General features: G+C 32.5%; 16 protein-coding genes and 1 tRNA gene. 13 read left to right on the top strand and 4 right to left on the bottom strand.

Annotated features, from left to right (window positions below):
- Positions 1-8 precede the first annotated feature (8 nt).
- A complete protein-coding gene (locus AD998_10630; protein KOY86538.1) occupies positions 9-809 on the top strand; it encodes an alpha/beta hydrolase in 801 nt (266 codons plus the stop codon).
- Between the two features lie 8 nt (positions 810-817).
- Complete coding sequence (locus AD998_10625; protein KOY86537.1) at positions 818-1,273, top strand: GCN5 family acetyltransferase; 456 nt, start codon at positions 818-820, stop codon at positions 1,271-1,273.
- Here the strand turns inward: AD998_10625 and AD998_10620 are convergent.
- Positions 1,260-1,775 carry a hypothetical protein gene (locus tag AD998_10620; protein ID KOY86536.1) on the bottom strand — a complete coding sequence of 172 codons (516 nt, stop codon included), beginning with the start codon at positions 1,773-1,775 and terminating at the stop codon, positions 1,260-1,262. The genes AD998_10625 and AD998_10620 overlap by 14 nt on opposite strands.
- Before the next feature lie 18 nt (positions 1,776-1,793).
- On the opposite strand from AD998_10620, the gene AD998_10615 reads away from it, so the two are divergent.
- The 4 genes from AD998_10615 (at position 1,794) to AD998_10600 (ending at position 4,887) form a co-directional block, all read left to right on the top strand.
- On the top strand, positions 1,794-2,780 hold the full coding sequence (locus tag AD998_10615) for a hypothetical protein (protein KOY86535.1): 987 nt from the start codon (positions 1,794-1,796) through the stop codon (positions 2,778-2,780).
- Positions 2,747-3,166, top strand: coding sequence for a hypothetical protein (locus AD998_10610; protein KOY86534.1), 420 nt, complete (start codon positions 2,747-2,749; stop codon positions 3,164-3,166). The genes AD998_10615 and AD998_10610 overlap by 34 nt, the downstream gene beginning before the upstream one ends.
- Positions 3,167-3,245: 79 nt before the next feature.
- Positions 3,246-3,965, top strand: a complete 720-nt coding sequence (locus tag AD998_10605) for a hypothetical protein (protein ID KOY88151.1) — start codon at positions 3,246-3,248, stop codon at positions 3,963-3,965.
- A gap of 19 nt (positions 3,966-3,984) precedes the next feature.
- Positions 3,985-4,887 (top strand): hypothetical protein, encoded by a 903-nt coding sequence (locus tag AD998_10600; protein KOY86533.1) that lies wholly within the window; start codon positions 3,985-3,987, stop codon positions 4,885-4,887.
- A 3-nt stretch (positions 4,888-4,890) separates the two neighbouring features.
- On the opposite strand, the gene AD998_10595 is transcribed toward AD998_10600, so the two are convergent.
- Both AD998_10595 and AD998_10590 read right to left on the bottom strand, forming a co-directional pair.
- On the bottom strand, positions 4,891-5,340 hold the full coding sequence (locus tag AD998_10595) for a hypothetical protein (GenBank protein ID KOY86532.1): 450 nt from the start codon (positions 5,338-5,340) through the stop codon (positions 4,891-4,893).
- A gap of 21 nt (positions 5,341-5,361) precedes the next feature.
- The gene (locus tag AD998_10590; protein ID KOY86531.1) at positions 5,362-5,799 is read right to left on the bottom strand and encodes a deoxyuridine 5'-triphosphate nucleotidohydrolase; all 438 of its coding nucleotides are present in this window, start codon (positions 5,797-5,799) and stop codon (positions 5,362-5,364) included.
- Positions 5,800-5,878: 79 nt separating this feature from the next.
- Here AD998_10590 and AD998_10585 point away from each other — a divergent pair, with 79 nt between their 5' ends.
- From AD998_10585 to AD998_10565, 5 genes are all read left to right on the top strand, one after another.
- Positions 5,879-7,564 carry a hypothetical protein gene (locus AD998_10585; protein ID KOY86530.1) on the top strand — a complete coding sequence of 562 codons (1,686 nt, stop codon included), beginning with the start codon at positions 5,879-5,881 and terminating at the stop codon, positions 7,562-7,564.
- 6 nt (positions 7,565-7,570) lie between these two features.
- Positions 7,571-8,878: a DEAD/DEAH box helicase gene (locus AD998_10580; GenBank protein KOY86529.1), complete on the top strand. Its 1,308-nt coding sequence runs from the start codon at positions 7,571-7,573 to the stop codon at positions 8,876-8,878.
- Between the two features lie 69 nt (positions 8,879-8,947).
- Positions 8,948-10,027, top strand: coding sequence for a chloride transporter (locus AD998_10575; GenBank protein ID KOY86528.1), 1,080 nt, complete (start codon positions 8,948-8,950; stop codon positions 10,025-10,027).
- A 113-nt stretch (positions 10,028-10,140) separates the two neighbouring features.
- On the top strand, positions 10,141-11,109 hold the full coding sequence (locus AD998_10570; GenBank protein ID KOY88150.1) for a hypothetical protein: 969 nt from the start codon (positions 10,141-10,143) through the stop codon (positions 11,107-11,109).
- Complete coding sequence (locus AD998_10565) at positions 11,102-12,214, top strand: hypothetical protein (protein ID KOY86527.1); 1,113 nt, start codon at positions 11,102-11,104, stop codon at positions 12,212-12,214. Before AD998_10570 ends, AD998_10565 begins: the two co-directional genes overlap by 8 nt.
- 61 nt (positions 12,215-12,275) lie before the next feature.
- On the opposite strand, the gene AD998_10560 is transcribed toward AD998_10565, so the two are convergent.
- Positions 12,276-13,664, bottom strand: coding sequence for a hypothetical protein (locus tag AD998_10560; GenBank protein ID KOY86526.1), 1,389 nt, complete (start codon positions 13,662-13,664; stop codon positions 12,276-12,278).
- Positions 13,665-13,880: 216 nt separating this feature from the next.
- Here AD998_10560 and AD998_10555 point away from each other — a divergent pair.
- Together AD998_10555 and AD998_10550 are read left to right on the top strand one after the other, a co-directional pair.
- Positions 13,881-13,962: transfer RNA gene (locus tag AD998_10555), tRNA-Leu, on the top strand.
- Between the two features lie 174 nt (positions 13,963-14,136).
- The gene (locus AD998_10550) at positions 14,137-14,742 is read left to right on the top strand and encodes a hypothetical protein (GenBank protein ID KOY86525.1); all 606 of its coding nucleotides are present in this window, start codon (positions 14,137-14,139) and stop codon (positions 14,740-14,742) included.
- The last annotated feature ends 11 nt before the right edge of the window (positions 14,743-14,753 follow it).

The raw sequence follows: 14,753 nt of genomic DNA, 5'->3' as shown, positions 1-14,753 counted from the left end.
ATACTTATATGAAATTCTTCTCAGTAATTTTATTGATGATACCCTTTTGTTTGAAAACTTATGGGCAAATGGATGATAAATTTTATTTCCCAAGTAAGAAATGGAATAAAATTGACTCTGTAAAGCATACAGAGCAAACATTTTTTATAGAAAAAGACACTCTACATGGTGTTTGGTTGTACCCAAATATCAAGAAGCCCAAAGCTACAATTCTCTATTTTCATGGAAGTGGAGGAAATGTTTCAAGGTATATTAAGTACGTCAAACCTTTGGTACAAGATGGTTTTCAGGTTTTTATGATTGATTTTAGAGGTTATGGGAAATCAAGTGGCAAACCCACTCATAAAAATATTGCTACTGATGCACAAATAGTTTTAGATGCTATTTTAAAAGATAATAAACTTAAACAACAAAAACTGATTGTTTATGGTGCTTCTATGGGTTCGCAGGTAGCTTGTAACTTAACCAAGAACAATGAAGACAAAATTAGTGCTATTGTATTAGATGGCTGTATTGCCTCTTTTACTGATATTGCTCTCGCCTCCATGCCTGTGGAACAACATGAAATGGCAAGACCATTTTTGGTATTTCCTTATGGAGCTAAAGAGGATATCAAGACTATTACTAAGTCTAAAATATTACTTATACATTCCAAAGAAGATAAAGAAGTGCCTTATTCTCATTATGAAATGGTTTTAGCGAATGCTAAAAAAGACGCTTTATCATGGATATATACAGGTGGGCATTTAGAAGCTCCATTATTACACCCCAAAGAGTTTATCAATCAAATCAATATCCTTATTAAATAGTTTTAATCATGCATTTTAGAGAAGCTACAAAACTAGATATTCCACAAATGCATGTTGTAAGATATGCTGTAAAAGAAAATATTCTTTCAAATCCAGCCTTGATTACGGAGGCAGATTATGAGGCTTTTATCATAACGTATGGAAAAGGTTGGGTTTGCGAAATTAATTCTCAGATTGCTGGCTTTGCAGTTGTCGATTTGCTTAAAAATAATATTTGGGCTTTGTTTATTCATCCCGATTATGAAAAACAAGGTATTGGCAGGAAACTTCACCATACAATGCTAGATTGGTATTTTTCCCAAACACAAGCATTTGTTTGGTTAAGTACAGAAAATAAGACCAGAGCTGAAGCATTTTATCGAAAAGCAGGTTGGAAAGAAGTAGGCAGCTATGGTACTAACGAAATAAAGTTTGAAATGAATTATGAAAATTGGCTGGAACAAACCCATATCAAAAGAATTTAATATTAGTATAACTCTGAAGATATGTTCCTAAACTACCTTCAATATCATTTTTTTTATTAATTTCTGTTTTTATTAAGTGTATAACATAGTCTTTTTCAGTACCATCTAAGTTGTTTAATAAAGTAGCTAGTGCCATAGCAATAGCCCAATGAATATCCCTATAATCTTCTAAATCATAAGCAGATACAAGCAATGGCACACTTTTGTTTGTATCTGTATGAGTGATGATTTCCTTCAATATCATTGCTCCATAGTATTTGGGCGTATTGATAAACTCTTTTGAAATATGTTTCAGTAATAATTCTGCTATTTCAAATGCTTTTTGAGTATCTTGGGCTAATGTTTTGATGGTAAACTCTTTCGTTTGGTAATCAACATTCTTAAAAATAATGAGTAGAAAATCATATAGATTCTGATTTTCAAGTTCAAAGAGTTTTTCTTTTATAATTGCTTTTTGTTGACTACTATCCAGATCTAAGAATTCTTGGATAATATAATTCATTGTTTTATATATTAGAAAATGAAATTGTTTTTATATTTTATTATCAGCCTTTTAGGATTGATGAATTGTACTTCCCAAGATTCTAAATTTCCTCAAGTAAAAAAACTTTCGGAATATAAAGAAACAGTTTTTGTATCAACTTTAGAGAATTCTTTCTCTCAAAAAGAAAATGCCATTTATTGTGTAACGCTTTTGTATGCTTGGGATGAAGTAAGGAAAGTTATCAATGAGCCTCCCAATATAGATAAAAATCTTAAGGATTTGACTTTATTGAATGATTCGAAATCTTTTCAAGATGTTCTTAATCCTGATGAATACAAAATAGAAAGCGAAGTAAATGGTGATTTAATTAGAGCCAAAGCTGAATTTAAAAAATCGCTTCCTTTTGAAGAAAAACTGACACCTATGCCCAACAAACTGAAGTTTATGGGTAAAAATGTGGTTGCTTTTGGGGCTCATGGCAGAAATAAGCAAATTACTAAAAACATTCAGATTGTGTACTACAAAGATGATCATGATTTTATCATCAAGATTTCTCCAAAAGATAGAGAACATGAAATTATTTTATACAAAACGCCTGATAATTATCAAAATATGGCAGAAATAGTAAAAGTAGTAGAAGAGAAAACTAAATTGGGTGAAGAAGAAGCCCCTTTGAACTGGAAATATGAATGGGGTGATAAAGATATTCTAATCATTCCTACCATACAATTCAATATTGAGCATAACTATACTTCTTTAGAAAAACAACAATTTTCAACAAATAAAAATAGAGTGTTTACCGTTGAGAAAGCATGGCAAAGAACAGCTTTTGTACTCAATGAAAATGGAGCTGAAATAGAAAGTGAGAGTGAGGTTACTGTGACAGATGGAGCTCCAAGCGAAAAAGCTAAGCCAAAAAACTTAATATTTGACAAAACTTTTTTTATCATGCTCAAGAAGAAAAACAGTAAAAATCCTTATTTTGGAGCATGGATAACCAATACAGAATTGTTATCACGTTAATAATCTTATATTTTATGAAACATCTTTTTTCAAGCATTTTATTCATCATACTTTTAAACTCTTGTGATAGCCTGAGTACAGGTCGTAAAACAATTGATGTTGAAGTTGAAAACAAGTCAGGAGGCAAAATATCCAATATTAAAATCAGTACAAGTGAAAATTTAGAAAAAACTGATATTGCAGAATTAGCCAATGATGCAAAGGTATCTAAAGAATTAAACCTAAAAGATAATAAAGCAGATGGTAGCTACACCATAGAATTTACAAGAGAAAATGGCAAAACAGACAAAAAACAAGGTGGATATTATTCTAATGGAAAAGCTTTAGAGAAAAGTCTGAGCATTTCTATCCAAAAAGATAGTATAATTTTCAATTTTCAGAAATAGATATAAACAACAAAATTTATTTTCAGACGTTGTATGATTTATATATAACGTCTTTTTTATGAGAAAATCCATTATAATATTGCTATCTGTTTTCGTTTTAAGTGTTTTGATGGCTACAACGCCTTATATCAAATCTCCTAAAATTATCCAAAAAATGCATAAACATTGGGCTGGGAAGTGGTCTAAAAATATGCAGTTTGAACAAAATGTGTATTTGTATAGAAACGATTCGCTGGTAAGGGAAGAAGTTTGGCAAGAAATGCTAAGTTCTCCTAAAAATCTGCATATTCGTTTCAATGGCTTTGAAACGGGTAATGGCGTTATTTTTAGGAATGATTCAATTTATTATTTTTCAGGTGGTAAAGTTACCCAACAAGAAAAAAGGGTGCATCATTTATTGCTCTTGGCATTTGATGTTTATTTCTTGCCTCCAAACCAAACTGAAAAGCAACTTCAGGAATTGGGTTTTAATTTGGAGACCTCTTATGAAAAAGAAATGAATGGTAAAAAAATAATTGTAGTAGGTACAAAAGAACCTTCAGATACCCAGACTTCGCAGTTCTGGGTAGATAAAAAGAATATGTATGTAACAAGAGTTATTCATAATACTGGAGGTGTAGTTTCTGATATTGAATTAAAATCGTATCAGATGATTGATAACTACCCCGTTGCTACTGAAATTTCATTCAAGAACAATGGAAAACTACGCATGGTTGAAAAATATTTCAATATTTCATTTCCAAAAAATGTAAATTCCAATATCTTTGAATTAGGAAAAGTAAAAGAAACAAAGTGGTAAAACCACAAATATCTCTTCTATGGTTATTTCTCTCAAAAAAATTATTTTTCAATCATTTTTATTGATTGCCTTGTGTAGTTTATGGGCTTGTCAGGAACTACCTACTGAGCTTGAAGAAACCCAAGACTTTAAGGCAGTGAATGATTTTTCCAAAACATTTATCAGTAAAATGATTGCTGGTGATGTAGAAGGCTGCTATCAAGATATCATACCTGAAGTTCTGAATGAAGAAACAAAAACTTGGTTTATAAACGCTAGCAAAAACTTAGCAGGAGCCAAAATTAAGAAGATAAAAATATTGGGTCAGTTCTACAACATTCGAACATTTTCATATTCTGATAAAAAAATCATTTCTTATGAGGTGGCTTATGAATTAGCGTTTGAACAGGGAGGATATGGTTTATTTGTATTGGTAATAAAACAATCAGATGGTCAATTTTTAGTAAAACAAGTAGAAGCTAATATTTTCCCTATTCCTATCCAAGAAATAACCAAATTCACTTTTGATAATAAATCTTGGACACACTATATTTTTATTATTGTTGCTACTCTGATTGCAATATTTATAATAGTTACTCTGGTTGTGTTGTTTATTAGCAGAATTTCGGTAGGCAAAAAAGTATTATGGGCATTTTTAATTGTATTACTAAATTATTACAGAATTTCTATCAATTGGAGTACTGGCGATATTGAACATTCATTTTTTATATATGGCAATAATTTTACTACTTTTAGTTTTTTCAATATCCCTAGTGTCAATTATTTTAAAGCCAATCTTATTTCCCCTTGGTTTATATTTTTCCATATTCCTTTTGGGGCTATTTTATTTTGGATAAGACGAAAAAGTCTTCTTAAAAAATCTAAATCCCAAAAAATAGAGTTCGAAAAGTCTGATTTAGAAAACCCTAATAATCAAGACTAATATTTAGGCTATTAAATGATAAATGCCTATTAAAAATGCCACAAATCCCATCAGAGCTATAAAAAAGTACAATGTAATGCCTTCACAGAATATCACAGATTCTTGTGGATTCTGAGGGTTTACATAAATTTTGATGGGGTTTGTAATTCTTTCAGCTATTTTTTTGGCTTGCCATTCTAAAGTGGCAAATCTACCACCAAGCAATTCGGCAAGCATAATTTTATTGTTTGTATAAGTTTTCTGTTCAAATTCGTACTGATATTCAGTTTTTACTGTATATTTTGAGCCTGCTGAAGAGCCTCCTATCAAATTTGCATCATAAATTACTTCTTTAGAAAGATTTTTAGCTTCTACTCTGTTCCATTTTTTTACGCCAAAATACAATCTAATAAGCTTCTGGCTCGCCCAAAAACAGACAATACTTATCAAGAAAGCAAATAATCCTACAAGCATAATTCTTCTTTTTCTAAAAACTTATTTTTTTCCAGTACTACCAAAACCACCCTCTCCCCTTTGGGTTTCGTCCAATACTTCAACATTAAACCACTCTATTTGTGTATATTGAGCTATCACCAATTGAGCTAAACGCTCTCCATCTTCTACAGTATAAGGCTCTTGCGAGAGATTTATGATACCCAATTTAATTTCGCCAGTATAGTCAGAATCTAGTGTTCCTACACAATTAATTAAGGTTATACCTTTCTTGATAGAAAGTCCACTTCTTGGGCGTATTTGCCCTTCATAGCCTTTGGGTAGCTGTACATACAAACCTGTAGGTATCAGCGTTCTTTCAAGGGGTTGTAAAACAACAGGAGTATCTATATTGGCTCTTAAATCCATACCCGCTGAACCTTCTGTTGCGTAATGAGGATTTTCATGTTTAGATTGGTTAATAATTTTGACTTGTAACATTTTGAGTAGGTATAAATATGAGAAGTTTTGTTTTATAAACCAAATTGGCTAATTTTATGCAATTTTATTAAAAAATCTCATGTATTTCAATAAAAATTATAGGTTTTACGGACTTATACTCATTGTACTGAGTTGTATTTTTTATTTTAGCTTTTTGGGTAGAGTTCATTTGTTTGATTGGGACGAAATTAATTTCGCTGAATCAGCTCGTGAAATGATTGCTACTGGCAATTACACTCAAGTACAAGTAAATTATCAGCCTTTTTGGGAGAAACCTCCTCTTTTCTTTTGGATGCAGGTCGTTTCCATGAAAATCTTTGGTGTAAACGAATTTGCAGCTAGATTTCCCAATGCTGTTTTTGGTTTGATCACCCTCATTACATTATTTCAAATAGGTAAAAACCTTTATAACAGGCGTTTTGGGTTTATTTGGGCTCTTGCTTATTTTGGTAGTTTCTTACCTCATTTGTATTTCAAATCGGGTATTATTGACCCTATATTTAACTATTTTATATTTCTAGGTGTTTATTTTTTAGCCAAAAGCATTGAGCATCAATATAATAAATTTGGAACTCGTTTTGCTATTTTGGCAGGACTTTCCACAGGGCTTGCTGTTCTTACCAAAGGTCCAGTTGGTTTTTTATTGGTGTTTTTTAGTTTTTTAGTTTTTTGGGTAAGTGTGCGTTTCAGAAAAGTTACTTCTATCAAAAATGTACTTCTGTTTGCATTAGGAGTAGTGGTTGTTTCTTTTGCTTGGTTTGGCGTAGAGCTTATCAGAGGGGGTTGGTGGTTTTTTGAAATGTTTATTAAATATCAAATCAGGTTATTTTCTACACCTGACGCTGGACATGAACAACCTTTTTATTATCATTTTGTAGTAGTCTTTTTGGGTTGTTTCCCGATGTCTGTGTTTGCTTTCAGAGGTTTCCAAAGAAATCCAGAAGAAACACATCCTATTGTCAGGAAATATATGCTTTATTTATTTTGGGTAGTGATGATTTTGTTTTCGATTGCAAAAACCAAAATTGTTCATTATTCGTCTATGGCGTATTTACCTCTTTCCTTTTTGGCTACTCAAAGCCTTGAGTATTACCTCAAACACAACCAGAAGCCTGCCAAATGGCTAGCATGGGTTGCTGGTATTTTAGGAACTGTTTTTTCCATTTTACTTACAGGGCTTCCTTTATTTGCCTACAACAAAGAACTATTTTATAAATATATCCAAGACCCTTTTGCAGTGGATTGTCTGCGTACTCCTGTTGAGTGGCAAGGTTGGGAGTTCATCATTGGGATTGTATATTGGCTTTTAGTTATTTCTGCTATTTTCTTTTTACGAAAAGATTTATCAAAATCTATTATTGCATTTTTTAGTTCTACAGCTTTGTGTTTGTTTATTTATACGGCTGTGGTTGTACCCAAAATAGAAGCTTATTCACAAGCTCCTGCTATTGAATTTTATCAAAAACTAAGAAAAGAGAACCCCAATAGCTATGCTACAACCGTTTGGTTTAAAAGTTATGCTCAATATTTTTATTTTGAATATCCTAAATATAAAAATCCTGATTTCTATCAAAAAACAACTTATCAAGAGAATACAGATTGGCTTTTAAGAGGAAAAATAGACAGAGATGCCTTTTTTGTCGTAAAATCTAATGATATTGAACGTTTCCAAAAAGAATACCCTGAAATTACACTCATTAAAAAATACGGAGGTTTTGGCTTTTTCAAAAGAAATTTAGTGAATACTCCACGAAGCGAAGATTAAAGATATATGGAAAATTTTGAAAAATTCAAACTCAATAAACAACTCCTCAGTGCTATTGAAGAGCTTGGCTACCAAAATCCTACTGAAATTCAGGAAAAAGCTATTCCGTTGGTTTTGGCAGGACATGATGTATTGGGTATAGCCCAAACAGGTACAGGCAAAACAGCAGCTTATACCCTTCCACTACTCATGAAAGTGAAATATGCTCAAGGTTCAGCCCCAAGAGCCTTGATTCTTGCTCCCACACGAGAACTTTGTATCCAAATTCATAAAAATATTAATGAACTGGGTAAATACACAGATTTACGTATGGTGGCAACCTATGGTGGTGTGGGTATCAAATCTCAGTTAGAAGAAGTCAATAAAGGTGTTGATATTTTGGTAGCTACTCCTGGCAGGTTTATGGATATTTATTTATCTGGAGAACTGATTGTCAAACAAATACAAACACTTGTATTGGATGAAGCTGACAAAATGATGGATATGGGTTTTATGCCTCAAATTCGTAAAATTTTAGAAGTAATCCCTTCTAAAAAACGCCAAAATTTACTTTTTTCAGCTACTATGCCCGAAAAAGTCTTGAAACTTTCTGAAGAGTTTTTAGAGTTTCCTGTTCAGGTAGAAGTAACTCCTCAAGCTACCACTGCTGAAACTATTGAGCAGGCTCTTTATGAAGTCCCTAATTTTAGAACTAAAATTGAGCTTTTAGGCTATTTTCTTTCAAAAACAGAAGAATTTAACAAGGTTATTGTTTTTACCAAAACAAAAGATAATGCCAATAATATCTATAAGTTTATTGAAAGAAAATTTGGTGAAGGTGCTGTTCGGGTGATCCATGCCAACAAAGACCAAAATGCAAGACTTAATGCCATTGATAGTTTCAAAAATGATAATATTCAGATTTTAGTAGCCACTGATGTAGCTGCAAGAGGTATTGATGTGAGTTTGGTAAGCCATGTCATTAATTTTGATGTGCCCATTTTATATGAAGAGTATGTACACCGAATTGGCAGAACAGGAAGAGCTAAAAATCAGGGTTATGCGTTTACTTTTGCTAATGAAGCCGAAATGTATCATGTAGCTAAAATTGAGGAAATTATACGTATGGAAATACCAAGAGTACGTATTCCATCTGCAGTAAATGTTTATGACACTCTATTTGATGAAAGTCAGGCTATTGCCAAAGAAATAGACGACCAGAAAAAGAAAGACAATCCAGAGTTTAAGGGAGCTTTCCATGAGAAAAAAAATCCTAAACTCAAACAAAAACAAAAAAGAGAAAAACAAAAGAAAAGGGTAAATAAGAAGAAGTGATGAATTATAAATGATGAGTGATAAATTATAAGTGGTAAATGCTAAATTATTTATTGATAATTGTAATATATGCAAAATTCTTTAGAAACAGCCTTACAAAATCTTAGAAATCAAATAGATCATATTGATAGCCAACTACTTACTCTCCTAAACGAACGTATGGATGTGGTCAAGCAGATTGGGGAACTCAAAAAATCTAACAATGCCCTCATTTACAGACCTGAACGAGAAAGATCTATTTTAAATCGTTTGGCTTCGCAGAGTGTAGGTTTACTGAATAGTTCTGCTATTGATGCGATTTTTTTAGAAATTTTTGCAGTAGCTCGTACCATCGAAATGCCCGAAAAAGTGGCTTTTTTAGGACCTGAAGGAAGTTTTTCGCATCAGGCTGCCGAAAGCAGATTTGGAGCTATGAGCGAATATATGCCTCTTTCTACCATCAAAGCTGTTTTTGAAAGCGTAGATACACAAAGAGTTCGTTTTGGGGTTGTACCTATAGAAAACAATCAAGAAGGAACAGTGATTGAAACGGTAGATTTGCTCAATAGCTCAGATGTAAAAATCGTGGCTGAAATACCCATGTCTATTCATTTCTCTTTGGCAAGCCATACCGAACAAACCAAAGAAATCAAGAAAATATACTCTCGTGAAATAGCTTTCAGACAATGTCGAAAGTTTTTGAATGATTATTTTAGTCATGCGGAACTGATTCATGTCGAATCTACCTCCAAAGCTGCTGAATTGGCTGCTAATGAGCCTTATTCTGCTGCCTTGTGTTCACATATTGCAGCGAAAATATATGATTTACCTATTTTATTTGAAAATATTGAAGACAATGCTCACAATACTACCCGTTTTCTGATTATTTCAAAAGATTTCAAAAATGCTAAAAGTGGTGATGACAAAACTACTCTTATTGTAGATTTACCTGATAAGGCTGGTAGTTTGGCTGTATTTTTACAAGAATTTGATCGTTTTGGCATCAATTTGAATAAAATAGAAAGTCACCCACGTAAAAACGAAGCCAAGTTCAATTATTGGTTTTATGTAGATTTTGAGGGACACATTGAGGACACTCAGGTACAGCGAATTCTACAAAAATACGAAGGGCAAATTCGTTGTTTGGGTAGTTATGTGAAATTGTGTTAAAACAAACAAAAGATATAAGAGTTCAGACACAAGACTTATAAAAAATGCTTTCCAAATGGCTTCAAAATATTCCTTTTGCTCAAAAACTGAAAGACAGTTTCAAGGATATTTCATTGGCTCATTGGAAACAAATAGAAAATGTTCGTTTGGAAGTATCTTCTAAATGTCAGCTCAAATGCCCTTTGTGCCTCACAGGTACACATTACCATCGCAAGCACTCTTCTGTGGGCTGGGGACATTTGCGTTTAGAAGATTTTATTAATTTTTTAGATAAAAACCCACAAATCAAAAAAATTGAGCTTTCCAATTATGGTGAACTCTTTTTAAACCCTGAAATTGTAGATATTCTGCGAATTTCATACGAAAAAGGTATCAAACTAACTGCCCTTAATGGCACAAATCTCAATCATCTGCCTGATAATGTAGCTGAAGCCCTTGTCAAATATGAGTTCGAAAAAATGAAAGTTTCAATTGATGGGGCTTCGCAAGAAACCTATCAAATTTATCGTATTGGTGGAGATTTCAATAAGGTCATTGAAAATATTGAGAAAATAAATCATTATAAAAGCGTTTATAAAAGTCGTTTCCCTAAACTTAAATGGCAGTTTATTGTATTCGGACACAACGAACACGAGCTTGAAAAAGCCAAAGAATTAGCTCAAAAACTCAGAATGGGCTTTAAAGCCAAACTCAATTATGCCCCCAATAAATTTGCTATCCAGAACCCTGAAAAAGTAGCTGAACAAACAGGTTTGGGCGTGGCCTATATCCAAGATTATGAAGCCAATGAACAAAAATTCTACTCTCCTGCTTGCCTGCAACTCTGGACAGCCCCACAAATCAATTGGGATGGAAAACTGCTGGGTTGTTGTGTAAATCATTTTGGCGATTTTGGAAATGTATTTGAAGAAGGCTTAGAAAATCTTTTAGAGTCTGAAAAATATACTTATGCCAAAAAAATGCTTTTAGGTGAACAACCTGATAGAAAAGACATTCCCTGCTCTGGATGCAAACGCTACAAAAAAATCCTCAAAATGCCTTTTGAAGAAGAATTAAAAAAAGTTCTAAAAAAAGATGAATAGTATATTTACAACTATTACCAAACGTAAACTTTTAAATGATTTAATTGAGAATGTTCAAATTGAAGGACAACTTGATATTATATCCTTTTTAGATAAAATATGGAGTTTAGATTCAATTTCTTCTCAAGATTCTCGTTTTAATACAGCCAGAGGTGATATTTGGCAGCATATGATAAATAATAATGATTTTACTTTACGATATTTATATTTTGAATATTTTGATTTGATTAATTCTTATGATGAGATATTTATTAAGTTCTTAGAAACTTTTATTCATCCAGATGTTCGTTTTGATTTAGAAGATATTAACAAGAATGTGATACGAATTAACAAACATCTTAAAGGTGATAATTATGAAATGGCTATTAGTGAGATGATTTCTGGTTATCCTGTTTATAAAATTCGAAAAATAGCCCAGCAGTTGGGTACTAAATCTCCTAAAAATATCATATTTGCTTCTAATGGATTAAAACCTGAAATTATTTTAACAGACACACTTGATAATGAAATAGAGATTGTAAAAAATGGAGAATTTTGTCTGATATATGATGAGCAAATAAATGATTTTCAAGGATTAACTTGGAAAACTTTAATAGATTGGTGGAAAAACAAAAATCAAGGACTTTTTGATAAAGATATAGACTACGAACGTGATTTATATAAAAGATTAGAAGATTCCCTAAATGAAAATGAGTCAGAAAAATTTCTATTTTTTAACTATTTTAAAGTGTTTAAAGATATCTTACAAGAAAAACTTCCAGCTTTAATCCCACAAGTCTATTTGCATTACGACCCTAAAACAATAAAAGAATTATCTGGTGTTAAAAGGGTTTCTCAGCAAAGAATAGATTTTTTACTTTTATTACCCAATAATATCCGAATCATTCTTGAAATAGATGGTAAACAGCACTATACAATAAATATAAATAGTAATGAAGTTTCTCCTAAAAACTATGCAGAGATGGTTAAAGAAGATAGATTATTGAAATTAAAAGGATATGAGGTTTATAGATTTGGAGGATATGAATTTATGAATAGCGAAAATCCGAAGTTTATGATAGAATCATTTTTCTCCAATTTATTTATAAAATATGGATTAAAGTAACAAAAGCCCTGAATTATTCAGGGCTTTTATATTTTTTATCTCATGTCTAATTTCTGATATTCTATAAGTGAATTACCTCGCCATAGGCATCAGCCACAGCCTCCATAATGGCTTCACTCATGGTTGGGTGTGGGTGAACAGATTTGATGATTTCGTGTCCTGTAGTTTCCAAATTACGAGCTACCACAGCCTCAGCAATCATTTCTGTTACATTAGCTCCAATCATATGGCAACCTAACCACTCACCATATTTAGCATCAAAAATTACTTTCACAAACCCATCTTTTACACCTCCTGCACTTGCCTTACCCGATGCTGTGAAAGGGAATTTACCTACTTTAATCTCATAGCCTTGTTCTTTGGCTTGAGCCTCTGTAAGTCCCACAGAAGCAATCTCTGGCTGGCAATATGTACAACCTGGTATGTTATTGTAATTTAAAGGGTGTGGATGTAGACCTGCAATGTTCTCTACACAAATAATACCCTCAGCAGAAGCTACGTGAGCAAGTGCTTGTCCCTGTGTAATATCTCCAATAGCATAAACACCTTCTATATTAGTTCTGCTATAACCATCTACAATTACTTTACCTTTTTCAGTTTTAACGCCCAACTCTTCTAAACCGATTCCTTCCAAATTAGTTGTTACCCCTACTGCTGAAAGCACCACATCACATTCTATAACTTCTGTACCTGTTGGAGTTTTTACAGTAACCTTACAACCTGCTCCTGAAGTATCTACAGCTTCAACAGAAGAAGATGTCATGATTTTAATACCTGCTTTTTTATAAGATTTTTCCAGTTGTTTAGAAATGTCTTCATCTTCTACAGGTACAATACGAGGCATAAATTCTACAATTGTTACATCCGTACCAATTGAGTTATAGAAATACGCAAATTCTACACCAATTGCTCCAGAACCCATTACAACCATTTTCTTGGGTTGCGTTTCCATCACCATTGCTTTTCTATAACCAATAATTTTTTGGTTATCTATCTTGATATGAGGTAATTCTCTTGCTCTACCGCCTGTTGCTAAAATAATATGTTTTGCTTCGATAACTTTTTTGCTACCATCCTTAGCTGTTACTTCTACTTTTTTATCTTTGGTAAGTTTTCCAAAACCTTCTACCAAATCAATTTTATTTTTCTTAAACAAAAACTGAATTCCTTTGCTCATACCATTGGCCACATCTCTACTACGTCCTATCATTCCTTTAAAATCTATTTGAGCATCACCTACCGAAATACCATAATCTTTTGCATGTTTTACATATTCAAAAACTTGAGCAGATTTTAACAAAGCTTTAGTAGGAATACAACCCCAATTTAAGCAAATACCACCCAATTCGGCAGTCTCTACTACAGCAGTTTTCATACCAAGTTGTGAGGCTCTGATAGCAGCCACATAACCTCCAGGTCCACTCCCTATTACAATAATATCGTAGTTCATATACAGAATGCTTTTTTACGTTGAAAATTTTACAAATAAAACGAAACCCCTAAAAAGAGACAAGAGAAAAGGCAAAAGAAATAAAAATAAAAAAGTAATCTTCTATTTATCAATTTGTTACTTTATAAAGTAATTTTTTTTTCAAAAAAAATAAAAAAATCATTTGCAGGTTTCATTTACAACTCGTAATATTGCAGTCCGAATTGAGTAGTAGATGCCTAAGTGGCGGAACTGGTAGACGCGTACGACTCAAAATCGTATGCCCTCGGGCGTGCCGGTTCGATTCCGGCCTTGGGTACTCTTAAAGGTTGATAATATGTCTTCAAAAGCATTTATCAGCCTTTTTTATTTGTTATTTGCACTAATAAATCTTCTCTTTTTAATAGGATTTCAAGTTATTATTATGTACATTGAGTTGCCTATGGCATTTTTGTTATTTTAATTGAACTCTTGCATTTTAACCAATTGCTGTATGAAAAATCTTATTGTAGGCTTTTTGCTATTGTTTCCTTATGTGTCTAAAAGCCAAACCACAATTAAAGAGTTTTATGAGCTATTTAAGCACACAGAACGTAAATCCACACAAAGCAGTGAAACTAATAAAGTTACAATCGATGAAAAAAATGCTTTCATCAAAATAGAGAACCCTAAAGACACTGATGATGCCATTAGTTTCAAATGTTTTACCAAAAATGATAAAAGTAAGATATTTGGCTTTCAATATTCTGCCTCACAACCTGCTTTGGGTATCATCATGACAAGAACAGAGTTTTATGTTTATCAGAATAATGAATGGAAAGATGTAACAGAACAAGTTTGCCCCAGCCTAAGATTCAAAGATTTTTGGGGTTCACAACCCCTACCTGAAAGGTCATTAAATGAATTTAATTTGCATTTAATTTTGCCACAAATAGGAACTACAGTTTTAGCCAAAAGTACCCCTGCTACAAAAGAACAATTCGTTTATAGCAATCTACCCAAAGACTATACAAAAACTTTTGAAAAAAGGAAGTTTAAGGTCATAGAGTTGATTTGGAATAAAGTTACTGGCAAATTTGATATTGGGAAAAAATCTTAAAATTTACTTGA

The organism is bacterium 336/3 (assembly GCA_001281695.1).
Classification (GTDB): Bacteria; Bacteroidota; Bacteroidia; order Cytophagales; family Thermonemataceae; genus Raineya.
The sequence above is the reverse complement of the archived record's forward strand: the minus strand, read 5'-3'. Positions and strand labels throughout refer to the sequence as shown.

Coding starts and splice junctions, on each gene's coding strand:
- AD998_10630 (KOY86538.1), top strand. CDS start 9: ATGAAATTCTTCTCAGTAATTTTATTGATGATACCCTTTTGTTTGAAA.
- AD998_10625 (KOY86537.1), top strand. CDS start 818: ATGCATTTTAGAGAAGCTACAAAACTAGATATTCCACAAATGCATGTT.
- AD998_10620 (KOY86536.1), bottom strand. CDS start 1,775: ATGAATTATATTATCCAAGAATTCTTAGATCTGGATAGTAGTCAACAA.
- AD998_10615 (KOY86535.1), top strand. CDS start 1,794: ATGAAATTGTTTTTATATTTTATTATCAGCCTTTTAGGATTGATGAAT.
- AD998_10610 (KOY86534.1), top strand. CDS start 2,747: ATGGATAACCAATACAGAATTGTTATCACGTTAATAATCTTATATTTT.
- AD998_10600 (KOY86533.1), top strand. CDS start 3,985: ATGGTTATTTCTCTCAAAAAAATTATTTTTCAATCATTTTTATTGATT.
- AD998_10595 (KOY86532.1), bottom strand. CDS start 5,340: ATGCTTGTAGGATTATTTGCTTTCTTGATAAGTATTGTCTGTTTTTGG.
- AD998_10590 (KOY86531.1), bottom strand. CDS start 5,799: ATGTTACAAGTCAAAATTATTAACCAATCTAAACATGAAAATCCTCAT.
- AD998_10585 (KOY86530.1), top strand. CDS start 5,879: ATGTATTTCAATAAAAATTATAGGTTTTACGGACTTATACTCATTGTA.
- AD998_10580 (KOY86529.1), top strand. CDS start 7,571: ATGGAAAATTTTGAAAAATTCAAACTCAATAAACAACTCCTCAGTGCT.
- AD998_10575 (KOY86528.1), top strand. CDS start 8,948: ATGCAAAATTCTTTAGAAACAGCCTTACAAAATCTTAGAAATCAAATA.
- AD998_10565 (KOY86527.1), top strand. CDS start 11,102: ATGAATAGTATATTTACAACTATTACCAAACGTAAACTTTTAAATGAT.
- AD998_10560 (KOY86526.1), bottom strand. CDS start 13,664: ATGAACTACGATATTATTGTAATAGGGAGTGGACCTGGAGGTTATGTG.
- AD998_10550 (KOY86525.1), top strand. CDS start 14,137: ATGAAAAATCTTATTGTAGGCTTTTTGCTATTGTTTCCTTATGTGTCT.